Consider the following 21,703-nt stretch of genomic DNA (forward strand, 5'->3'; position numbering starts at 1 on the left):
GACTTCCGTTGGGTCTCCATCCTGTGCAAGTTCTATGAGCCGACCGCTTACCTCCAGAAGTCCCATCTCGACTCCTTCTTCGAGAAATCCGGCCGCTCCTTCGATACCGAGCACGGCAAGGACTCCTTCGCCCAGCGCATCATCATCTCCACCACGGACCGCTGGAGCAAGAACGCCGAGGAAATGCTGGACAACCAGCTCATCCCTACCAACCGCATCGGCACCGCCTCCATCGCCGAGTCCCCCATCGACTGGGACATCACGTTCCCCGGCAGCGACATCGCCATTAATTTGACCCGCAAAGAGGTCTACCAGCCGCGTCCGCACCAAGATGAGGCCATCGCGAAGGCCATCGCCGGCTTCGAGGCCCACGACCGCGGCAAGCTCATCATGGCCTGCGGCACCGGCAAAACCTTCACTGCGCTGCGCCTCGCCGAGCGCTTCGCGGAGCTCAACGGCAACAAGGCCCGCGTCCTCTTCCTCGTTCCCTCCATCTCGCTGCTCTCGCAGACGCTCAAGGAGTGGACCGCGCAGTCGCAAACCCACCTGCCGCTCAAGCCGTACGCCGTATGCTCTGACCAGAAGGTCTCCAAGAAGGCCGAGGACATCGCCTCCTACGATCTCGATGTCCCTGTCTCCACCAACGGTGCGGACATCAAGCTGCGTACGGAGCAAGGCAAGCGCCGCCAAGGCCTCAACGTCATCTTCTCCACCTACCAGTCCATCGAGGCCATCCACGAAGCCCAAGAGCTCGGCATGGATGACTTCGATCTCGTCATCTGCGACGAGGCCCACCGCACCACCGGCGTCACCCTCGCCGGGGAGGACGCCTCCAACTTCGTGAAGATTCACGACGAAAATTACATCAGGGCCAGCAAGCGTCTCTACATGACCGCGACTCCCCGACTCTTCGACGACAACGTCAAGGGCAAGGCCGAGGAACATTCCGCGGAGCTTGCCTCCATGGATGATGAAGCCATCTACGGACCCGAGTTCTACCGCCTCGGCTTCGGCGAGGCTGTAGACAAGGGCCTGCTCACCGACTACAAGGTCCTCGTCATGACGGTCGAGGAAGACATCGCTGCGGATGTCCTCGCCGCCTACCCCACCAACGAAATCAACCTCACCACCGCCTCAGCCATGATCGGCGCGTGGAACGGACTCGCGAAGCGTTCGGGTGCCGAGCAGGACACGAGGTCCGGCTTCGAGGCAGGTGCTCAACCCATGCGCCGCACCGTTGCCTTCGCCAAGGACATCAAGGCCTCGAAGACTATCCAAGGGACCTTCCCCACGCTCATCCGCCAGTACCAGGAGCAGCTCAAGGACCACGCCGCCACCAACGACGTGAGCCTGCTCAACATCGATCTCCAAGTCGCCGTCGAGCACGTCGATGGCACCATGAACGCCCTCGAGCGCGGCAACAAGATTTCGTGGCTCGAGTCCTCCATCCCTGAGGACGAGACTCGCATCCTTACCAACGCTCGCTGTCTCTCCGAGGGCGTGGACGTCCCCGCCCTCGATAGCGTCATCTTCTTCCACCCGCGCAATTCCATGGTCGACGTCGTCCAGTCCGTCGGACGCGTCATGCGCAAAGCCGAGGGCAAGGACTACGGCTATATCATCCTGCCCGTCGCCATCCCGCCGGGAGTCTCCCCGTCCCAGGCCCTCAATGACAACACGCGCTTCCGCGTGGTCTGGCAGATCCTCAACGCCCTGCGCGCCCACGATGACCGCTTCAATGCGAAGGTCAACTCAATTGCGCTCAACGAGAAGGTCGAGCTGCCCATCGACATCGAGAGCGTGAAGAAGACCAAGAAGGACGAGGAACAGTCCCTCGCGGACAAGGCCAAGGAGGCAAAGGCAAAGCTCGATGCTTCCGATGCCACCTCGGCCAGCCAATCTGAGTCCTCCGGCGAGCAGGAACTCACCCCCGAGCAGATGACGCTGTTCTCCCTCGAGGCCTGGCAGGAAGCCATGTACGTCAAGCTGGTCGACAAGGTCGGTACGCGTACTTATTGGGAAGACTGGGCTGACGATGTCGCCACGATCGCCGAAGCACAAATCGCTCGCATCAAGGCACTCATCAATGCCGCGGATGACACGATCCGCAAGGAATTCGAGGTCTTCATCGAGGGCCTGCGCGGAAACCTCAACGACTCGATTACCGAGGACGAAGCGATCAGCATGCTCTCGCAGCACCTGATCACTGCCCCGGTCTTCAACGCTCTGTTCACCGAGCACGACTTTGCCGCGCACAACCCGGTCGCCCGCGTCATGCAGCGCATGGTCGACGCATTGTCCGACGCCAAGCTCGAGTCTGAGACCAAGTCTCTGACCGACTTCTACGAGTCCGTGCGCGTGCGCGCCTCCGAGGTCTCCTCCGCTTCCGGCAAGCAACAAGTCATCAAGGACCTCTACGAGCGATTCTTCCGCAAGGCCTTCAAGAAGCAATCTGAGGCCCTCGGCATCGTTTACACTCCAGTCGAAATCGTCGACTTCATCCTCCGCTCCGCCGATCAAATCTCCCGCTGGCACTTCGGCAAGGGCCTTACCGACGAAGGCGTCCACATCCTCGATCCCTTCACAGGTACCGGTACATTCATGGTCCGACTCCTCCAATCCGGCCTCATCGAGCCCGACGACCTCGCCCGCAAGTACGCGACCGAGCTCCACGCCACCGAGATCATGCTGCTCGCTTACTACGTCGCCGCAGTCAACATCGAGACAACCTACAACGCCCTCCAAGCAGAGCTCGCCCAGCGCAACGAAGAACCACAACCCGAGTACGTCCCCTTCGACGGCATCGCGCTCGCCGATACCTTCCAGATCCACGAGGAAGGCGACATTCTCGACCTCAAGGTCTTCAAAGAAAACAACGCAGCCATCCAGCGCCAGATTGATGCGCCAATTAACGTCATCATAGGTAATCCGCCTTACTCCGTAGGCCAGACGAGCGCGAACGATAACAACGCGAACCTGAAGTACCCGACGCTCGACAAGCGCATCGAGGAAACATTTGTCCGAAACTCCTCAGCCACGAACAAGAACTCCCTCTACGACTCCTACCTCCGCGCTTTCCGCTGGTCCATAGACCGACTCGGTACCCACGGTGTCATGGCTTTTGTATCCAACGGCGGATGGATCGATGGCAACACCGCCGATGGCGTCCGGCTGTCGCTTGAAGATGAACTCAGCGACATTTACGTGTACAACCTTCGCGGCAACCAACGGACAGCCGGCGAACAGTCCCGCAAGGAAGGAGGCAAAGTCTTCGGCTCCGGAAGTCGAAACACCGTAGCTGTAATCATTGCCGTAAAACGCGAAATCCCCGACGATGTCTGTATCCACTACCGCGATATTGGCGACTACCTCAGTGCAGACGAAAAACTTGCGATTGTTGATCGCTCCACGCTCGATAATGTCGAGTGGCAAATTATTGACCCCAATATTTACGGTGACTGGCTCAATCAGCGCGATGAGGACTTCGAGACGTGGCCTGTCCTAGGCGACAAGAACTCAGATGGCATTCCAGCAATCTTCAAAAATTTCTCTGCAGGTTTAAAGACTGCCCGTGATTCGTGGTGCTATGGTTTTACGCGCCGAACTGTTGTGACCAATATGGAGCTACTAATCGCAACGTATGAAGCGGCACGAGCGGTATTTCCCGAGTGGGCTTCAAAAGCGGGCCTATCAAAACCTCGAGAATCCGATGTAACCCGATTCCTTTCTGAGCACCCGGAGTATTTGGACCTGTCACGTATCTCGTGGGATGCGAGTCTAAAACAGCTATTGGCGAGAAATGAGCGCATCGTTTACTGGCCAGAGTGCGTAACGCTATCAATCTATAGGCCATTCAGCGCTCAGTATTCCTACTTCCATTCCTCGGTTAACCAACGCCGCTATCAGCTCCCGAAAATTTTTCCTTCTCCAAAACACTCCAACCTCGGAATTCTATTCACTGCTCCAGGCGAATCAACGATTCCTTCTGCACTCGGAGCAAATCTCATGCCAGACTTGCACGTCATCGCTACCACTCAATTCTTCCCCCGCTGGACCTGGGAGCCCGTCGAGGCGCCGGAAGGTGAGCTGGACTTTGGGATGGGGGCATCGGAAGGCTCGGAGCCTGGTACGGAAGGAGAAATCCTCGACGGGTACCGGCGCGTGGACAACGTCACGGACGAGATTCTTGGGATTTACCGCGAGGCGCTGGGTTCGGATGTGATGAAGGATGACATCTTCTACTTCGTGTACGGGCAGCTGCACGACCCTGGGTACCGGGAGAAGTACGCCGCGGACCTGAAGAAGATGCTGCCGCATATCGAGACGCCGATGTCGCGGGCGCGGTTCGACCAGCTGGCTGCCGCCGGCCGGGAGCTCATGGATCTGCATGTCAACTACGAAGACGTGGAACCGTGGCCGGTGACGGTGGATGTGAAGGCATCGGCAGACGAGAACGACCGCGAGACGTGGCGCGTGCAGAAGATGAAGTGGGCGAAGAAGAAGGATCCGTCTACTGGGAAGAACGTCAATGACGTGACGACGCTCGTCTACAACAAGTCCGTGACCGTGCGCGACATTCCGGCTGAGGCGGACGAGTACATGCTCGGCTCGCGGTCCGCGCTGGCGTGGATTATTGACCGGTACCAGGTGAAAAAGGACAAGGCATCGGGAATCGTCAACGACCCCAACGACTGGGCTGACGAGGTGGGCAATCCGCGGTACATCGTGGATCTCATCGCGAAGGTCACGCGTGTGGCGGTGGAGACGGTAAGGATTGTGGAAGGGATCAGGGAGGTTGGCGAAGAAGAGTAGCTTTGGGGGACTCGCCATCGATTTAACCGAGGTTGAGCCTGCGCCTCAGTACAGCGCGGGCGCTTCCCCTTTTTAGTCTCTGAAAGAATCATTTCAAGGCCACCAATTCTGCTCGGCGAGACAGAGCATGTCTCGCACATGCAGGTGACAGGCCGAGGCTAGCTGTATGTCGTAATGTCGGGTAAAATAAGTTCTAACTTTTGACTCAGACCTTCGCCGATTATGAAAGGTGGGCAGATCCATGAATCGTAAAGATGCCGCACGTAAGCGTCTTCTTGAAAACGCTCAAAAGTCTGCCGCCTCTGTCGAAGGACTTAGCGACAACGAACTTGCTACAGCAGCCTACCGTTGGCTTCTCAGCACAATCGATGCTCAATCTGAGCCCCTTGATCCCGATGCTGCGGAAGCGCTTGCTCATGAAGAAATCGCCACTATGCGAATGGAAAAGAGGATCCGTACCGCCCTGGGAGCAGGTAAGTGACCGAAGAGCTGCAGCAGATAGCAGCACACAGAAAGTTGCGTCTGGTTGTTGATACTAACCTCTTCATATCGTCTTTGCTGTCACCTCGCGGCTCCGAGCGCGCGCTGATTGAAGCATGTTTCGCAGGAAAATTTGAGCTGCTCTACTGCGAACACCTTCTCCAGGAAATTGAAGACGTTATTTCTAGAGCAAAATTTCGGAAGCGCTTCACCGTCGAAGAAGGCCTATCCCTCATCGATGCCATCGTCCTTGTCGGGACCGAGGTTCCAGACCGCGAAGAGCAAAAACTACCGCGAATCTGCGATGACCCCGATGACAATTTCCTTTTCGCTCTTTACGAAGACGGTAACGGAGACCTCCTTGTTAGCGGCGACAAAAAGGTCCTCAAAGCCGCAGCCAGCGCACTTTGGATTACCAGCGCCGATGGCAAAATGGCAGCCGCTCTCCTAGAGGATAGGAAGGCTTGGGGATCCGAACTTCTCAGAGGTGATAGCGAGAGCGGATGGGAGGCTATCGAAGCAGCGGGAAATCAGGCTATTTTCAACGCCGCCAATTTCCTATTTGAGGTAATAGAGGGCATTAAGTCTAAGAAATTTGACCGTGAACTGCTCGCCCAAGCCGTGGTCCCCGGCACCGCAACTGCTTGGCTTGATGACTTCGAATCAGCTCAGTCATTGTTAACGAACCGCGCATTCGGTACTCACCCGATTATCATCTCGCCCGAGATTGTTGCCATCAAACTGGTGCCGGATCTTGGAGATTCCTACGTCGCGCTGCGGCCGACTGCACCGATCGAAAACGCCGTTTTCCTCACACTTGAGCGTTGCCCAGACCTTCTCGATAGCAAAGGGAACGACGCTCTCGGCTTTGAGGGTTGGAGAGCACACAGCATAGGGCCACGATTCTTACAGCCCAATGAACTCCGGCCTCCAACGGATGCAGTACGCAAGAAGGCAGTTCAGTCGCTACGCGGTTCGCGAAACTAAGCAAGACCCAGGAAGCAGATCACCATGTTTTCGAGCCCTTTGGCGTCTTTCACGCGCACACCTTTCGTTAATTTTTGTGCAGAGGTCTCTCTTCAGTTCCTAATCAGCCTTTCGGCTGCAGGAAGATGTTGCGCCATATATTGGCTCTTCCGGTTTTAGAGTGCATTGATTTTGTGTCGGATGTTGGCGGCGTGAATCAGGCACCGCAATATGTAGTGGTCGAGGTTGCGGAATCCCAGGGCGATGCCGCGTAGGAATTCCAACCGACCGTTAATCGCTTCGACAGGTCCGTTGGATACTCCGTGGTCGAAGTAGGCGAGGATGTCCTTGCGGCGTTTGTTCATGGTCCTGCCTAGCTGCGCGATCTCAGCGATCCCGGCGTCTTTGATGTCAACAAGCGTGTCAATGAGCGTGCTCATGGCTTTCTTGGCTGCTTGCTTGTTGGGATTGTTGTAGCAGCTTATGACTTGTTGGTAGTAGGTCCAGGTCTCTTGTAGCGGCGCGTAGTCGTCGTCGAAGTCAAACAGTTCCTCAAGCCTCCCGCGCTGCTTGTCGGTGAGCAAGCCCTCGGTGGTCAACAGAGTTTTCCGGTTGCGGTAGAGCGGGTCTTTGCTGCGGCCACGTCGGCCTGTTGTTTCTAACTGGAGCCTGGCGCGGCACTTGGTGAGCTTGTCACCGGCCAGGCGTACAACGTGGAACGGGTCCATGACTTGGGTGGCGTTGGGAATGACTTCGCCAGCGGCGGTGGCATAGCCTTGGAAGCCGTCCATGCTGATGATCTTGACCTGATCGCGGAACTGCTCGCTGTGATTATTCAGCCATGTTCGTAACGCGTCAGCGCTTCTGCCTGGGACAACGTCAAGAAGCCGAGCGGGGCGGATGACGTTTCCATCCTTGTCGTGGTGGTCGGTCATATCAACGATGACGGTGACGTATCCGTCGCGCCATGTGCGTCGGTTGTGCGACCAGCGATGCTCATCAACACCGATGACCTTGACCCCGTCGAGGTAGTGCTCGTCGTTGTAGATCAAGTCCTGGACAGCGGCTAAGGCCAAGGCGTTGGTGGTATCCCACCCCAGGCCTAATGACTTGGCTGCAGCGGCAACGCTCATCCGATCTAGGCAGAGTCGTTGCAGTATCCAGCGGGTCACCCTGTCCGTGGTCTTTGAATTGTCGGGCGCGCAGGTAAGGCCCGCGCGGAAGATCTTCTGCAAGCAGCGCTTGTTGGTGCACCGGTAGCGTGGAAGGCGCACATGAAGGCGTGTTGGGTGGCCGACGATGGGCAGATCGACCAGGCTGCGGATGACGTGGTCGCGGAATACTCCAGGCTGACCGCACGTGGGGCATTCATTGATGGGCTCGACGGGCTCGGCTTCGATGACGGTGACATCGCCGTGTTCTGCGGCCCCGGTGATAGTAACTCCTAGTTCTGCGGTGCGGCAGATGGTATCGACGATGACATTTCCGTTAGGCTGCACAGTAGGTCCTTGGTTTGTACGGATGGATTAGACACCCTTATTCCTACAAAGCCAAGGACCCCAATATCTTGTGCCACGCCCGAACCCCCGGCGAACTAATCAATGCACTCTAAAACCGGAAGAGCCCATATATTGTTGAAGGAATTGATTTACGTGCACCGTTAGCGAGGGGAGCCGCAGCCGCATGAAGGGCGAAGTTAAACAGGCTTATACCATTTTCGACAGCGTCGAGAAAGAACTCATTATTCCTGTTTATCAACGCAATTACGACTGGTCAAAGAAGCAATGTGAGCGACTATTCGACGACCTGGAAACTCTGATTACGGAGAACAGAGAACGTCACTTCTTCGGCTCTATCGTTGGCAACCCCGAGACATCGTTCAAGTGGGTCGTTATTGATGGCCAACAGCGCCTCACCACGCTGAGTCTCTATATCCTCGCGCTCACGCACCTCTTGGATACCGGTGTCGTAACCTCCAAAGACCCCGAACTCGCACGGCGGTTGCGTACTAGCTATCTCATGAAAAACAGCTCGACCAACGAACCAAAATTCAAGCTCAAGCCTGTAAAGAACGACGCAACCGCTTACAAGCGTTTGTTCGGCGATGAGTCGATGTTCATCGAGGACAGCAACCTCACGGCAAACTACCGGTACTTCCTCGAGCGGATGACCAAGAGCAAGCTCACCGGCGATCAACTGTGGAACGCCATCGAGCGACTTGACCTCATGATTCTCAATCTAGAGTCGCACGATGATCCACAACGCATCTTCGAATCGCTCAACGCGACAGGCCTTGCGTTGAGCGAAGGCGACAAAATTCGCAATCTCATACTCATGGGCTGCGAGCACCAGTTACAGACGACGCTGTACGAGAACTACTGGAATCCGATGGAGAAGAATGTTTGGTACCGCACGGACTGGTTCATCCGCTGGTATCTGACGATCAAATTGTCGCGGACTCCCAAGCGCAACGAGGTCTACGACGAGTTCAAGGCATACTTCAAAAAGCAAAGTTCCGATGTCCAGACGGAACTCGCAGACATGTACGAGTATTCCGAAGTCATGCGCGAGATCTGTGGATCAGACACGAAGAATGCCGCACTCGACGCACAGCTCGAACGATTTAATCTCATCCGCGGCGATGTTCTGCTTCCGCTTCTTTTGCCGCTGTATCGCGACGTCAAGCGTGACAAGCTCTCAATAAACGAATTTTCGCGCATCATTCGACTACTGGAAATCCATATCTTCCGCCGGACGGTCGCTTCTGTTCCGACGAACGCTCTCAACAAGATCTACGAGACCATGTACAACGACATGCGGAAGATTCGTGGAGAGAAAGACACGGCGTACGACGTGCTCACCTATCTGCTCCGACGCCGCGATGGATCGTCCGGACGCATTCCCAACGACGAAGAATTTAGCGCTGAGTTCCGCACCCGTAATATGTACAACATTCACAAAGATGTGCGGGCTTATCTTTTCGATGTTCTCGAAAACGGGGATACCAACGATACGAAGGACATCGCAACCGCGCTCGAGAACGGCAATATCAGTGTCGAGCACATTATGCCGCAAACACTCAATGCGCAGTGAAAAGAAGACCTCGGAGAGAACTTTCAGGAGATTCATCAAACGTGGGTGAACCGCATTGGAAACCTCACTGTCACTGGTTACAACTCCGCGTACTCCAACTCCAATTTCATTACCAAACGTGACCGTGAGAAAGGTTTCCGAGAAACCGGTTATCGCCTTAATGACGATGTAAAGACGAAGGACAAATGGGACCGGACAGCTATGGAGCAGCGTACCGACGCACTTTTGCGCCGTGCTCTCAACTACTGGCACCTCCCCAGTTCCGACTTTGTCCCCAAGCGCGAGGTGCTCCCTACTGAGCCGATGGGCGATGATGCGAATTTCACTGGGCGCTCGATCAGCGCCTTCGAATGGGAAGGCATCAAGATCCCTGTCAAAACCTGGGCCGAGTTCGTCCACATGCTGCTTAAGTTGATGGCCGAACGCTACCGCACGGAACTCATAAGCTTCGTCGAACAAGCATCAGGAACTCTCGTGCTTGCTAAGTCCGGCTACGCGTACTCGAGCCGAGTACGTGAAGTTGATGCAGGCCTGGGCGTCGTCCTGTCTACATCGACCAATCAGAAAATTTCCTTCCTCCGTAGACTCTTCGATCATCTTCAACTAGATACCAACGAGGTCATCCTCACGCTGAGGAAGACAGCAGGCGAATCACAACGCGACGAGGAAGAAGCCGAATCGACACACTCTGCACTCACTGTGTTCAAGGGCATGGCGGACGATTTTGGTTCCCAAAACATCACTCCAGAAGACACGCAGCAATTCGAGAATCAATTTGCTGAAGCATTGGAAAAGTTCCGTCCAGATGAGCCTGCCACTGTACTGGGAACGAAACCGCTTTCAGAGCTTGAGACAGCCGAGGGAATTGCAGCTTCCAGCGCCGATGAGATTATTGCGGCTATCTGTCTAACCTACGACAAGCCGCCGGTGTATTTTCCCAACGCAATGTTCCACGCCATTGCAGACGGACACATGTCAATGTGGCTTGCGCGACTTGAAGACATTGATACTGCCGTGGACGAGAACCACTAAATCACAAGACACCACGTTCGTTGGGAACATCGAATCTTCCGATTAATCACTGAAAAACCGACGCCTCAACTCGCCACCTAATATCGTCCAAGCCAGAGCTGCTTCTTGAGCCCAGCGCAGTATACAGCCACGTCGGGTCCCACAATGTCGGCGCCCTTCGGGGCGAGCAGGCTGCCATCGCCGAGGGCTAGGAGCGCGGAGGACGGAGTGGACAACAGTGCGGACGGCATCGGTAAGCGCGATGGGTTGGATGAGTCAATCTTCGACCTTGACGGTGTCGTCTTCCTCGCTCGAGTATGCGGGATTGACGACGAACTCCATCCGCTGCGCGGAGTTGACGACCGAGGTGGGGAGATCGGTCTCACGCACGAGTTTTTCCTGCGCCGCCTTCGCCGCGTAGTACGGGAACTTCGTGAACTCGGGCTTGTCGAGGTTGGTGATGGACAGGAATACGAGATGGCCCGCGCCGGTAAGGAACTCGGTGAGGTCCTCGTCATCGGGCGGCATGGGCATGGAGGCGTCGACGCAGACGTCAGTTCCGCGTAATGCCTCCTCGAGACCCTCGCCCGTCGCGAGATCCACGCTGTTGGAACGAAAGACCTCGATAACCTCGTGCTCCTTCAAGTTGGCGGCAATTTCTCTTCCCTCAGTTCCGGTGGCGCCGATGAGTGCGAACTTCATGGGGAATCTCCTTGTGAGATTCGTTGTCGATGGGCGTGCCAGTGTACGCGGGGCGTTTAACCGAGCTGTCTTCCCTTCGTCGCGATATCGTCTCCCCTGCGGCCACGCTCACAATTCCATATCATGCAAACATGAAGAATTTCCGAGTGTATACACCCGAAAAGTATTCAACGCCCGACTACATCAAGGTAGAAGAAAACATCTACCAGCAAGCACCCGATCGTGAGTACGTCACCTCGCTGAGCTTCGAGCAAGAACCCGAGCTTAGCGAAAGGCGACTCGCCCCAGGACATTTCCCAGTACCCTCTCGAAGACATCCTCGAGGAGTTCGCAGTACAAATCGAGGACTTCTACGAAGACCTCAATGACGTCAGCGAAAGCACGTGCTTTCTCGAATTCGGTGGTGGTGACGTCGAGCGCATCCGTGAGGTACTGGGGCTCGTAGGCAAGCGTGCGTACAACAAAACCGACGAGGACGGTGGAGAAGTGCTCGTTATCGAGTAGTTGTTCTTCGACCTCAATGACGAGCGCCCCCACTTGTCCATGTCAGAGGTCCATCCCTGCAATTCTTGCTGGCGGAGCGGCCCTCCCAGTTTAAGTGAATTGTACGATTCTTAAGACCACCAAGCCCTCGAGGTACATCTTAAGAATGCCCGCGAAAGGCTCTATCCCTGTGTCGCTACCTGAAGTTGACGAACAGGGTGAGCCCCATCGCCACCAACGACCGCATGGCCGACCGTCTGAAGGAGACCGCCTCGCACAACCACGAAGACATCCTCGCCTTCCTGCGCGACCGCGAGGTCTTTGGCGACCTGGTCGACTCCCCCGAGTTCACCCAGGCATACGCCCGCGTGCTGCGCTCGCTCCACGAGCAGGGCTCCATCGCCACGCTCGACATGCCGCTCGCCGAGTTGAAATAGCGACACGACATCTTCACATCGTTTACCCCAGCACCGCCGCATCAACCCCATGCGGTGGTGTTGTTATGCATACCACTTTATAGGATGGAGGTGCACCCTTCCTGGGATTTCGCCGCCGGGCTTGCGCGGGCGGAGACCCCCTTTCCCACCCGAGCCTTGACAGGTTTCCTTTTCTGCCAGTAGTTTCATCACCAGGTTGTGCAATCGATTGCACACCGGAGTTATCCCACCTGCTGGCGAAGGGAGCCGGGGTCATGGCCGGAGCAACGCTCAAGTCCGTCGCGCAACGCGCGGGCGTGTCCGTGTCCACGGCGTCGCGCGCACTTTCCGGGAATACGTCCATTTCTGCTGCGACGCGGGCAAACGTCGTCGCCGCAGCCAATGAACTCGGCTACCGCCTCAACACGCAGGCCCGAGCATTGCGCCGCAGCCGCACCGACGCCATCGGCCTCATCATCCCCAGCCTGGTGAACCCGTTCTTCGCGGAGATGGCCGCCGCCGTCGAAGAGGAGGCCCTGCGTCAAGGGTTTGCCACGATCATTAGCTCCTCAGCCGAAGACGCGGACAAGATGGTCAACGCCGCACTCGCGCTTGCGGACCGGCAGGTCGACGGCATCATCGTCGTGCCCATGGAGGGAACCGACGCGACTCTTTCGACCATCGCGGCATCCCGCCCGTTGCTACTGCTAGACCGCCAGCTCGGCGAGCTGCCGGCTATCGTCTCTTCCCCCGCAGAAGGAATGAAGGGCGCCATCACGCGGCTGCGCGCCCTGGGACACACGCGGATTGGCTACCTCGCAGGCCCGCAAGACACATCGACAGGACGCGAGCGCCTCGCCGTGTTTAACGCGGAAACGAATGACCTCAACACCGTTATCTACCAGGGCGGCTACCGGCACAAAGAAGGCTATGTGGGCACGCTGAGCCTGCTGAAGGAAGGCGTTACCGCGATTATCGCCGGCGACTCCATGATGACCTTCGGTGCACTCGAAGCCTGCCACAATGCGGGAATCACCATCGGCGAAGAGCTCGCACTCGTCGGCTTCGACGACTTTATCTTTCTGCGCTTTCAACCCACGCCGCTCAGCGTCATCGACCAGGACGTCGCCACCCTGGGCACCCTGGCGGCGCGCTCGCTCATCACAGCGATCAACTCTGCCTCAGACCCCGTTGGCCTGCGGCACCCAACGAGATTTATTTCCCGGCTCTCGTCAGCGTCTCCGCCGACGGTGCCTGGAGGGGGCATCGGAAAGCTACTGGCGCAAAGAACCACCCCATGAGCCGCACCCGCCGTGGGTCCCCGTCCCCCACTGCACCCACAAGCCTTCATCCTCAAGCCTCTAAGGAGCGAACATGACCGACTCTTCGGCACCACGAACACCGGAAACGGTGCTTCGACTCGAGGACGTCTCCAAGTCCTTCGGGCCGGTCAACGTCATCAAGCAAGTCACCCTCGACGTGCGCCGCGGCCAGGTCCAGGCACTCCTGGGCGAAAACGGCGCCGGCAAGTCCACGCTCATCAAGATGGTCGCCGGCGTCCATGCACCGGACTCGGGACGCATCCTGGTCGATGGCAAGGAAGTCACCATTCCGGATACCAAGACCTCGGAGGCGCTCGGTATCGCCACTATCCACCAGGAACTTAACCTCGTGCCCACGATGTCCGTGGCCGAAAACATCATGCTGGGGCGCACTCCCCGCAAGTGGGGCTTGGTCAACCGCAAGCATCTCAACGCGCAGGCGCAGGCCGCGCTCAACCTCATCGGGCTGGACGTCCCGCTCAACCAGCCGGTGGGCGAGCTGGGCATCGCCAAGCAACAGCTCGTTGAGATCGCCAAAGCGCTGTCCATGAACGCCCACATCCTCATTCTCGACGAGCCGACGGCGGCGCTTACCGGCAAGGAAATTGACGCGCTCTTCGTCATCTTGGACCAGCTCAAGGCGAAGGGCGTGGCGATGGTCTTCATCAGCCACCACTTGGAGGAGCTCGCGCGGATCGCGGATACCATCAGCGTCCTGCGCGACGGTGAGTTCGTCGCTGAGGTTCCGGCGGATACCGAGGAAGACGAGCTCGTGCGCCTCATGGTGGGCCGCTCCATCGAAGACCAATACCCGCACGAGATCCCGCCAGAGCACGGCGAGCCGCTCCTCGAGGTCAAGAGCCTGACCACGGCCGGGAAGTTCGAGGACGTCACCTTCAAGGTGCACGCGGGCGAGGTCGTCGGCCTGGCCGGTCTCGTGGGTGCCGGGCGCACCGAGGTCGTGCGCGCCATCGCCGGGGCCGACAAGTACGACTCCGGCTCCGTGTCCATCGCCGGCACACCGCTCAAACGCGGCGATATTGCGGCCGCCATTGCCGCCGGCGTGGGCCACATCCCGGAAGACCGCAAGGGCCAAGCACTCGTCCTCGGCGCGACGGTCGGCGAAAACCTCGGGTTCGCCACGCTGCGCTCGAGCGCAAAGCTGGGCCTGGCCGACCGCGGCGGGCAGAAGAAGCGCGCCGTCGACGTCGCGGACAAGCTGCGCATCCGCATGGCCAGCGTCGATCAACCGATTAGCGATCTGTCCGGCGGCAACCAGCAAAAGGCCGTCTTCGGCCGCTGGGTACTCGCCAACTCGAAGGTGCTGCTGCTCGACGAGCCGACACGTGGTGTGGACGTCGGCGCGAAGGTCGAAATCTACAACATCATCAACGAAATCACCGCCCAGGGTGGCGCTGTGCTCATGGTCTCGTCCGATCTCCCGGAGGTGCTCGGCATGTCCGACCGCATCCTGGTCATGTCGGGCGGCAAGATCGCCGGCCAGCTTCCCAAGGCCTCTACCCAGGACGAGGTCATGGCGTTCGCCGTCTCCAACGTCTCGTCCAGCGCAACGGCGGAAACCGCCGCACGCAGCTCTGAATCTGACTTTGACACGCTCGAGGAGAACAACTGATGTCTACTACCACCGCCCGCCCCGCGACCCCCACGAAGTCAAAAGCCTCGCACTCCGTCATCAACTGGATGTTGAACAACGGCGCGCTCGTCGGCCTCATCGTCTTGTGCGTGGCACTGTTTATCGCAACCCCGCACTTCCTCACGCCCAATAACATCATCAACGTCGGCATCCAGGCCGCCACCGTGGCCATCCTCGCCTTCGGCATGACCTTCGTCATCATCACCGCGGGCATCGACTTGTCGGTCGGCTCCGTCGCGGCATTGGGGGCCATGGTCTCCGCCTCGCTGTTTAGCAACGCCGGGCTGCCGGGCTGGCTGACCTTGATTATCGGCCTTATCATCGGCCTTCTCGCCGGCGCCATTTGCGGCATGGCGACGGCCTTCGGCAAGATTCCTTCCTTCATCGCGACGCTGGCCATGATGTCGATTGCCCGCGGCGCCACGCTGGTCATCTCCCAGGGCTCGCCCATCGGCACCCCGGATTCCGTGAACTGGCTGGGCAGCAGGGTCGGCGGCTTCCCCATCCCCATCGTCATGATGGCCGTCGCGGGCCTGGTGTGCTGGTTCATCTTGGAGCGCACCGTGCTGGGCCGGTCCATGTACGCCATCGGCGGCAACCTCGAGGCCGCTCGCCTGTCCGGTTTGCCCGTCGCCAAGATTCAAATCGCGGTCTTCGCCCTGTCCGGCCTCTTCGCCGCGCTCGCGGGTCTCGTCATGGCGGGACGCTTGTCCTCGGCCCAGCCGCAAGCTGGCGTGGGCTATGAGCTCGACGCCATCGCCGCGGTCGTCATTGGCGGCGCGTCCCTGGCGGGCGGTTCGGGCAAGGCCACTGGCACCCTCGTCGGAGCGCTGCTGCTCGCGGTGATTCGCAACGGGCTGAACCTGCTCAACGTGTCGTCCTTCTGGCAGCAGATCGTCATCGGTTTCGTCATCGCGATCGCCGTCGGCTTCGACGTCATCCGCAACAAGGCCGCGAACTAGGCCTCTACTCAGACTTCACAACTGCATACTTTCCACTTTCCTCATCCTCTTTCAAGGAGAACCATGTCTATCTTCCGCAAGTCCCTCGCCGTCGTGTCCATTTCTGCCGTTGCCTTGGGTGCTGCTGCCTGCAACCGCGGTGAGTCCGGTTCCTCAGACTCCGTGACGCTGGCACTGTCCACCCAGACCAACCCGTTCTTCGTCGAGCTGCGCGACGGCGCACAGGCCAAGGCGGACGAGCTGGGCATCAAGCTGGATATCCAGGACGCCTCCGATGACGCCTCCAAGCAGGCCGACCAGCTCAAGAACGCCGAGACCTCCGGCGCGGGCGTCGTCATCGTCAACCCGACCGACTCCGATGCCGTCGGCTCCGCCGTCCAGGCCCTCAACTCCGCCAACATCCCGGTCATCGCCGTTGACCGTTCCTCAAACTCCGGCGAGGTCGCCTCCTACGTGGCCTCGGACAACGTGGCCGGCGGCAAGCAGGCCGCCGAAGCTCTCGCCAAGGCTATCGGCGACGAGGGCGAGATCCTCGTCCTCCAGGGCATCGCCGGTTCCTCCGCCTCCCGCGACCGCGGCGAGGGCTTCCGCGAGGGCATCAAGGCTCACCCGAAGATCAAGATCGTCGCCGAGCAGACCGCAAAGTTCGACCGCACTGAGGGACTCAACGTGACCACCAACCTCCTGCAGGCGCACCCGAACGTCAAGGCCATCTTCGCCGAGAACGATGAGATGGCCCTCGGTGCCATCGAGGCCCTGGGCGCCAAGGCCGGCAAGGACGTCAAGGTCTTCGGCTTCGACGGCACCGAAGACGGCATCGCCGCCATTGAAAAGGGCACCATGAACGGCACCATCGCACAGCAGCCCGAGGAGCTCGGCGCCAAGGCCGTCGAGCAGGCGTCCGCTCTGCTCAAGGGCGAGTCCGCACAGGCTGAGGTCCCGGTTGAGGTTGTCACCGTCGACTCCTCCAACGTCGCCGAATTCAAGTAAACGCCGCACCATCGCTATCCGAAAGGCATCAAGACCATGAGTCCTGCACTCGTTGTCGTGGGGTCCATCAACGCGGATCTCATGCTCCACGTTGAACGACACCCACACCCAGGCGAAACGCTGCTCGGTTCCGGCGGGGAAATCCTGGCGGGAGGCAAAGGCGCAAACCAGGCCGTCGCGGCCGCACAGCTGGGCGCCGATGTCGCCTTCGTCGGGGCCGTGGGCTCCGATGCCTATGCCGCTCCCGCGCTGGAGTACCTCACCTCATCCGGCGTGGATATGGCAGCCGTCGCGGAGCTTGACAACATCACCACTGGCTTGGCGGTGATTACGGTCTCCGCTGATGGCGAGAACACCATCGTGCTCAACGCGGGTGCTAACGGGCAGGTCGACGGCGAATTCGTGGCCGAGCGCGCGGAGACGGTCGCGGGGGCGAAGATCGTGTTGCTGCAGGGCGAGATTCCCGCCTCGGGGTTCGCTGCCGCGGTGCAGGCCGCGACCGGACGCGTCATCGTCAACCTCGCCCCCGTCATCGAGGTTCCGCGCGAGGCGCTGCTTGCCGCTGATCCGCTCATGGCCAACGAGCACGAGGCCGGGCTCATACTCTCCCAGCTGGGTCTCGATGACTCGGGCACCCCGCGCGAGATGGCCCAGCGTCTCCTTGAGGCGGGTTTTGCCTCGGTGGTGCTCACCCTGGGTTCTGCGGGTGCGTTGGTTGCGGATGGTGATGGTTTCACCGAAATTCCGACCCCGCGCATCACCCCGGTGGATACGACGGGCGCGGGAGACGCCTTCGCTGGTGCCTTCTGCGCGCGACTTCTCGAAGGCGACTCGCTTGCCGATGCCGCGCGTTTTGCCGCGCGCGTGGGTGCCTACGCCGCCACGGGCGCCGGCGCCCAGCCTTCCTACCCGCACCTCAACGACGAACTTCCGGAGGTTTAATCATGCGTAAGTCTGGATTACTCAACCCCGCGCTCACCGCTGCGGTGGCACGCCTGGGCCACACCGACACCTTCGTCGTGGCGGACTGCGGGCTGCCGGTCCCCCACGATATTCCGGTGGTGGATCTCTCGCTCGTGTTCGGGATTCCTTCCTTCGAAGACACGCTTGCGGCGCTGCTCGACGAGGTCGTAGTCGAGGCCGCGACCATCGCGACGACCACGCCGGCGGAAATCCGCGCCGTCTTGCCGGAGGTTCCCATCGAGGAAATCGACCACGAGGAGCTCAAGGCGCGCCTTGCCGATGCCTCCTTCGTGGTGCGCACCGGCTCGACCACCGCCTACGCGAACGTCATTCTGCGCAGCGGAGTGCCGTTCTAGCCCCGCTACCATTAGTGCAACGACGCGGCTTCACCGCCGCGTCGTTGGCGTTTTCAAGCGCTTGGCCACAGCGTGGCAATGACAAGCAGTGCCGCCACGATAACGAGGGGGACTTCCGCAAACCCCACTTTCCGCGCCGTCCACGCGCGCCCGCGCGCGGCGGTGTGCGGAATCCACCAGGCTCGCAGTAGCGCGACGGCAAGCAGCAGCGCCATCAGTATGGCGAACCACGGCATGCCGGCTAGTGCGCCCACTAAGAGAAAGATGCCGAGCGCTGCAGCATGGAAACCGATGGACAGCCGGACAAACCCCGGGGTCTTGCGCTCGCGCACCATCGATTTGACCAGCGGTACCGTGCCGGAGAAATACAGCGCGAGAAACGCGAAGCATAGCCACGCCCGGCCGCTGATATCAGCGAGCGAGACCTCCCGCGCGGCCATCCAAAGTACGGGGACGAGCAGCGCCGAGGCGATGGTCGTCGAGATCCCGCTGGCCATCGAACGCGGCCGTCCGTGAAACGTCTCCCAGAGTGCGACCGCCATGAGCGGGCCAAAGAACAGCGCCCACACGACCAGTCGCGGCTGGGCAAGCAGCGCCCCCACCATCGCCGCGCCGGCGACGGGGCCATNGCAGCGCCGGGGCGAGGGTCGTCGAGACCCCGCTGGCCATCGAACGCGGCCGTCCGTGAAACGTCCCCCAGAGTGCGACCGCCATGAGCGGGCCAAAGAACAGCGCCCACACGACCAGTCGCGGCTGGGCAAGCAGCGCCCCCACCATCGCCGCGCCGGCGACGGGGCCATAGACGGCGAGCGGGCGGGCGTAAGTGCGCCGGCGGGCTGGCGTGCGGGCCTTGGCCACGAGGCACAGCGCGAAGAACGTGAAATAGCCAAAGAACCACGCCAGCAGCACCACAAGCACCGTGGCTGGCCCGCGCCACGTCGACTCATGTGCGCTAAAGAACGCGATGGCCGGCACCGTCACCGCCACCGCGGGAGCGACGAGCATCGCCCACGCCCCGTGCTGATTCGGGCACCACGGGCTGATTCCGTGCTTTCGCGACACCCCGGCAACCTCCCACTTGCTACAACTTTCGATTGATATTTAAATCGTACCAAAGAGTGGCAGGAGGCGGAATACAGAAAACGCACGCAAAAAGGCCGAGTTTTCCTCGGCCTTTGACGCGGATGGAGCTAGACGAGCCGCCGCGCGCCGTCGCCCGGCGTCGCGATGTAGAACGTGGGCTCCGCAAAGCCCTTCTCCTCCGCGGCGCTTGCGATGGCAGCGACGGTGTCGCCAACGCGAGCCTTCGCGATGAGCGCGATGACGGCGCCGCCGAAGCCTCCGCCTGTCATGCGCGCGCCGAGGGTGCCGGCGGCCTCCGCGGCGGAATCGAGCTCCGGCGTGGTGACCTCGAGGTCATCGCGCAGCGACGCATGGCTATCGGCCATGAAACGCCGGAAGGTGTCGAAGTCCCCGGCTTCGAGGGCATCGGCAGCTTGGAGCGTGCGCGCGGTCTCGTGGAGGACGTGTCCGGTGCGCTTGGCGTAGAGCGTTGCGTCCTTACCGTTCTCATGCGCCCACGCGGCGATCTGCTCCTCGGACAGGTGGCGCAGGGAGCCCAAGGCGTTCTGGACATCGTCGATGACGCCGCGACGCGAGGCATACTGGCCGTCGTTGAGCTCGTGAGGAGCGTTGGTATCCGCAATGAGCAACACCAAATCCTGATCGGCGATGTCGAAATTAACCAAGCGGTGGGTGTGGCTGTCGAAGTCGATGACAAGCGCCTTGCCCTCCGCGCCAAAGAGGCTGGCGGTCTGATCGAGCCCTCCCGTGGAGGCGCCGACGATGTCATTTTCGGCGCGCATGGCGGCATCGGCCAGCTGGTGGCGCGCAGCGTCATCCGGGCCCTGCCCGTGGTCGAGCTCGTAAGCCGCGACGGCGACGGAGCACTCGAGCGCGGCAGAACTCGACAGCCCAGAGCCCAGCGGGACGTCGGAGACAAGCGCGATGTTCAAACCGGTGAGGTTCTCCAGTGCGCCGGACTCGTGCGCGGCCCAGACGGTGCCGGCAACATAGCCTAGCCAGCCGATGTCCCCGCCGGGGCGGATGTCCTTAAGGTCGACCTCCGCACGTGCGACGGTGCCGTCGGTCTTCTGCGAGGCGGCAACAACCTTCGTGTCCTCGCGCGGGGTGACGGCCGCGGCAATCTGCAGCGGCAGGGCGAATGGGATACACACGCCACCGGCGTAATCGACGTGCTCACCGATGACGTTGACGCGGCCCGGAGCGGCCCACACGCCGGTGGGCGCGGTGCCGAATTCGGCGTTAAACAGGGCGGTGGCATCGGCAGCAAGGGCGTCCGGGGTGCGGCTTTCAATCCACTTATACGAGGTCATCGTTCCACAACTCCTTGAATTTTTCGGCGATCCGCTCCGGGGTGGTGTCGTTGATCCACACCGCCTGGGAGGACTCGGAACCGGCGAGGAACTTCATGCGGTTCGGGGAGCGCATGAGTGAGAAGAGCTGCAGGTGCATGCGCACCGCGTCCGAATCATCCGTCGGCGCCTGGTTCCAACCCGCGATGTACGGGGTCTTCTCCACACCCTCGAAGAACTGATCCACCGCGGTGTAGAGCTTCTTGAGGACGACGGCGAGGTCGTCGCGCTGGGCTTCGGAAAGCTCTGCGAAGTTGGGCACGTGGACATTGGGCATGACCATGACCTCCAAAGGCCACTTGGCCGCCGCAGGAACGAAGACGGTGAAGTGCTCCGTCGTGGCGATGACGCGCGTGCCTGCCTCCCTCTCCTTGTCGAGCATGGTCTGGAAGAGGTCCGCGTTGTGCTCAGCCTTGTATTCCTTCGAGCGCGCGACCAGGTTGGCCAGGCGCGGGGAGTAGAAGGGATAGGAATAGATCTGGCCGTGCGGGTGCTGGAGGGTCACGCCGATCTCAGCGCCGCGATTCTCGAACGGAAAGACCTGCTTGACCTCTGGGATCTGGGACAGCTCGGCGGTGCGGTGCGCCCAGACCTCGATGACGGTGCGAATGCGGCTCACCGGCAGATCCCGGAAACTCTTGGTGGGATCCGAGGTAAAACACACCACCTCGCACCGGGCCTTGGCGGGATAGCGCGGCACAAGTCCCATGCCGTCCACGTCGTTATCCGCGACGTCGTCGACGTTGAGCGCGAACGACGGGAAGCGGTTTTCGAAGACCACCACGTCGTAACTGGGCGAGGGGATCTCCGTGGGCAGGTTACCGGATGTGGAGGGCGCCAGCGGGTTCTCGTTCGCCGGCGGCATGAACGTGCGGTTCATGCGGTGGGCGGCGTAGGCCACCCACTCCCCAGTGAGCGGATCGCGGCGCATCTCAGAGGCCGGGTGAACCTGGGGAAGGTCTCGCGGGTCCTCGAGCACGCGGTCTGGGTGCGGCTGCTCATCGAAATAGATGAGGTCGCGGCCATCGGCGAGCTTCGTGCGTTGAATGTCAACCATA

Annotated in this window: 16 protein-coding genes and 2 pseudogenes; 11 read left to right on the plus strand and 7 right to left on the minus strand. The window is 60.2% G+C overall.

What is annotated here, in order from left to right:
• The 3 genes from BN9444_RS12335 to BN9444_RS12345 form a co-directional block, all read left to right on the plus strand.
• Nucleotides 1-4,812 (plus strand): DEAD/DEAH box helicase (locus BN9444_RS12335; protein ID WP_068802021.1); only part of this gene is annotated, 4,812 nt, incomplete at its 5' end.
• Between the two features lie 241 nt (nucleotides 4,813-5,053).
• Nucleotides 5,054-5,293: a hypothetical protein gene (locus tag BN9444_RS14385; RefSeq protein ID WP_141681553.1), complete on the plus strand. Its 240-nt coding sequence runs from the start codon at nucleotides 5,054-5,056 to the stop codon at nucleotides 5,291-5,293.
• Nucleotides 5,290-6,279 (plus strand): putative toxin-antitoxin system toxin component, PIN family, encoded by a 990-nt coding sequence (locus tag BN9444_RS12345; RefSeq protein ID WP_068802023.1) that lies wholly within the window; start codon nucleotides 5,290-5,292, stop codon nucleotides 6,277-6,279. Before BN9444_RS14385 ends, BN9444_RS12345 begins: the two co-directional genes overlap by 4 nt.
• A 155-nt stretch (nucleotides 6,280-6,434) precedes the next feature.
• Here the strand turns inward: BN9444_RS12345 and BN9444_RS12350 are convergent, their stop codons facing one another.
• Nucleotides 6,435-7,757 carry an ISL3 family transposase gene (locus BN9444_RS12350; RefSeq protein ID WP_066509688.1) on the minus strand — a complete coding sequence of 441 codons (1,323 nt, stop codon included), beginning with the start codon at nucleotides 7,755-7,757 and terminating at the stop codon, nucleotides 6,435-6,437.
• Nucleotides 7,758-7,941: 184 nt separating this feature from the next.
• On the opposite strand from BN9444_RS12350, the pseudogene BN9444_RS15260 reads away from it, so the two are divergent.
• Nucleotides 7,942-10,383, plus strand: a pseudogene (locus tag BN9444_RS15260) (DUF262 domain-containing protein).
• 255 nt (nucleotides 10,384-10,638) lie between these two features.
• Here the strand turns inward: BN9444_RS15260 and BN9444_RS12360 are convergent.
• On the minus strand, nucleotides 10,639-11,064 hold the full coding sequence (locus BN9444_RS12360) for an SDR family oxidoreductase (protein ID WP_199872866.1): 426 nt from the start codon (nucleotides 11,062-11,064) through the stop codon (nucleotides 10,639-10,641).
• A 264-nt stretch (nucleotides 11,065-11,328) separates the two neighbouring features.
• Nucleotides 11,329-11,601, minus strand: a complete 273-nt coding sequence (locus BN9444_RS14565; RefSeq protein WP_068802024.1) for a hypothetical protein — start codon at nucleotides 11,599-11,601, stop codon at nucleotides 11,329-11,331.
• Nucleotides 11,602-11,765: 164 nt separating this feature from the next.
• Here BN9444_RS14565 and BN9444_RS12370 point away from each other — a divergent pair, with 164 nt between their 5' ends.
• From BN9444_RS12370 to rbsD, 7 genes are all read left to right on the plus strand, one after another.
• Nucleotides 11,766-11,984, plus strand: coding sequence for a hypothetical protein (locus tag BN9444_RS12370; RefSeq protein ID WP_068802025.1), 219 nt, complete (start codon nucleotides 11,766-11,768; stop codon nucleotides 11,982-11,984).
• A 254-nt stretch (nucleotides 11,985-12,238) separates the two neighbouring features.
• Complete coding sequence (locus BN9444_RS12375) at nucleotides 12,239-13,264, plus strand: LacI family DNA-binding transcriptional regulator (protein ID WP_068802026.1); 1,026 nt, start codon at nucleotides 12,239-12,241, stop codon at nucleotides 13,262-13,264.
• Nucleotides 13,265-13,337: 73 nt separating this feature from the next.
• On the plus strand, nucleotides 13,338-14,918 hold the full coding sequence (locus BN9444_RS12380) for a sugar ABC transporter ATP-binding protein (RefSeq protein WP_068802027.1): 1,581 nt from the start codon (nucleotides 13,338-13,340) through the stop codon (nucleotides 14,916-14,918).
• A complete protein-coding gene (locus tag BN9444_RS12385) occupies nucleotides 14,918-15,901 on the plus strand; it encodes an ABC transporter permease (RefSeq protein WP_068802028.1) in 984 nt (327 codons plus the stop codon). Before BN9444_RS12380 ends, BN9444_RS12385 begins: the two co-directional genes overlap by 1 nt.
• Nucleotides 15,902-15,964: 63 nt before the next feature.
• Nucleotides 15,965-16,891 (plus strand): D-ribose ABC transporter substrate-binding protein, encoded by a 927-nt coding sequence (locus tag BN9444_RS12390; protein WP_068802029.1) that lies wholly within the window; start codon nucleotides 15,965-15,967, stop codon nucleotides 16,889-16,891.
• Nucleotides 16,892-16,927: 36 nt separating this feature from the next.
• Nucleotides 16,928-17,833, plus strand: coding sequence for a ribokinase (locus tag BN9444_RS12395; protein ID WP_068802030.1), 906 nt, complete (start codon nucleotides 16,928-16,930; stop codon nucleotides 17,831-17,833).
• A gap of 2 nt (nucleotides 17,834-17,835) precedes the next feature.
• Nucleotides 17,836-18,210: a D-ribose pyranase gene (gene rbsD, locus BN9444_RS12400; protein ID WP_068802031.1), complete on the plus strand. Its 375-nt coding sequence runs from the start codon at nucleotides 17,836-17,838 to the stop codon at nucleotides 18,208-18,210.
• Nucleotides 18,211-18,263: 53 nt separating this feature from the next.
• Here rbsD and BN9444_RS15265 read toward each other — a convergent pair whose 3' ends face one another.
• From BN9444_RS15265 to galT, 4 genes and pseudogenes are all read right to left on the minus strand, one after another.
• On the minus strand, nucleotides 18,264-18,971 hold the full coding sequence (locus tag BN9444_RS15265; protein ID WP_420888715.1) for a YwiC-like family protein: 708 nt from the start codon (nucleotides 18,969-18,971) through the stop codon (nucleotides 18,264-18,266).
• A pseudogene (locus BN9444_RS15605) lies at nucleotides 18,853-19,272 on the minus strand (YwiC-like family protein); the annotation flags it as partial. The gene BN9444_RS15265 and the pseudogene BN9444_RS15605, both read right to left, overlap by 119 nt.
• A gap of 128 nt (nucleotides 19,273-19,400) precedes the next feature.
• Nucleotides 19,401-20,606, minus strand: a complete 1,206-nt coding sequence (galK, locus tag BN9444_RS12410) for a galactokinase (protein WP_066491794.1) — start codon at nucleotides 20,604-20,606, stop codon at nucleotides 19,401-19,403.
• Entirely contained in the window at nucleotides 20,593-21,702 is a 1,110-nt protein-coding gene (galT, locus tag BN9444_RS12415) for a galactose-1-phosphate uridylyltransferase (RefSeq protein WP_066491780.1), read from the minus strand. The genes galK and galT overlap by 14 nt, the downstream gene beginning before the upstream one ends.
• Between the last annotated feature and the right edge of the window lies 1 nt (nucleotide 21,703).

Source organism: Corynebacterium phoceense (genome assembly GCF_900092335.1).
Taxonomy (GTDB): domain Bacteria; phylum Actinomycetota; class Actinomycetes; order Mycobacteriales; family Mycobacteriaceae; genus Corynebacterium; species Corynebacterium phoceense.

Coding starts and splice junctions, on each gene's coding strand:
- BN9444_RS14385 (WP_141681553.1), top strand. CDS start 5,054: ATGAATCGTAAAGATGCCGCACGTAAGCGTCTTCTTGAAAACGCTCAA.
- BN9444_RS12360 (WP_199872866.1), bottom strand. CDS start 11,064: ATGAAGTTCGCACTCATCGGCGCCACCGGAACTGAGGGAAGAGAAATT.
- BN9444_RS12375 (WP_068802026.1), top strand. CDS start 12,239: ATGGCCGGAGCAACGCTCAAGTCCGTCGCGCAACGCGCGGGCGTGTCC.
- BN9444_RS12380 (WP_068802027.1), top strand. CDS start 13,338: ATGACCGACTCTTCGGCACCACGAACACCGGAAACGGTGCTTCGACTC.
- BN9444_RS12385 (WP_068802028.1), top strand. CDS start 14,918: ATGTCTACTACCACCGCCCGCCCCGCGACCCCCACGAAGTCAAAAGCC.
- BN9444_RS12390 (WP_068802029.1), top strand. CDS start 15,965: ATGTCTATCTTCCGCAAGTCCCTCGCCGTCGTGTCCATTTCTGCCGTT.
- BN9444_RS12395 (WP_068802030.1), top strand. CDS start 16,928: ATGAGTCCTGCACTCGTTGTCGTGGGGTCCATCAACGCGGATCTCATG.
- rbsD (WP_068802031.1), top strand. CDS start 17,836: ATGCGTAAGTCTGGATTACTCAACCCCGCGCTCACCGCTGCGGTGGCA.
- galK (WP_066491794.1), bottom strand. CDS start 20,606: ATGACCTCGTATAAGTGGATTGAAAGCCGCACCCCGGACGCCCTTGCT.
- galT (WP_066491780.1), bottom strand. CDS start 21,702: ATGGTTGACATTCAACGCACGAAGCTCGCCGATGGCCGCGACCTCATC.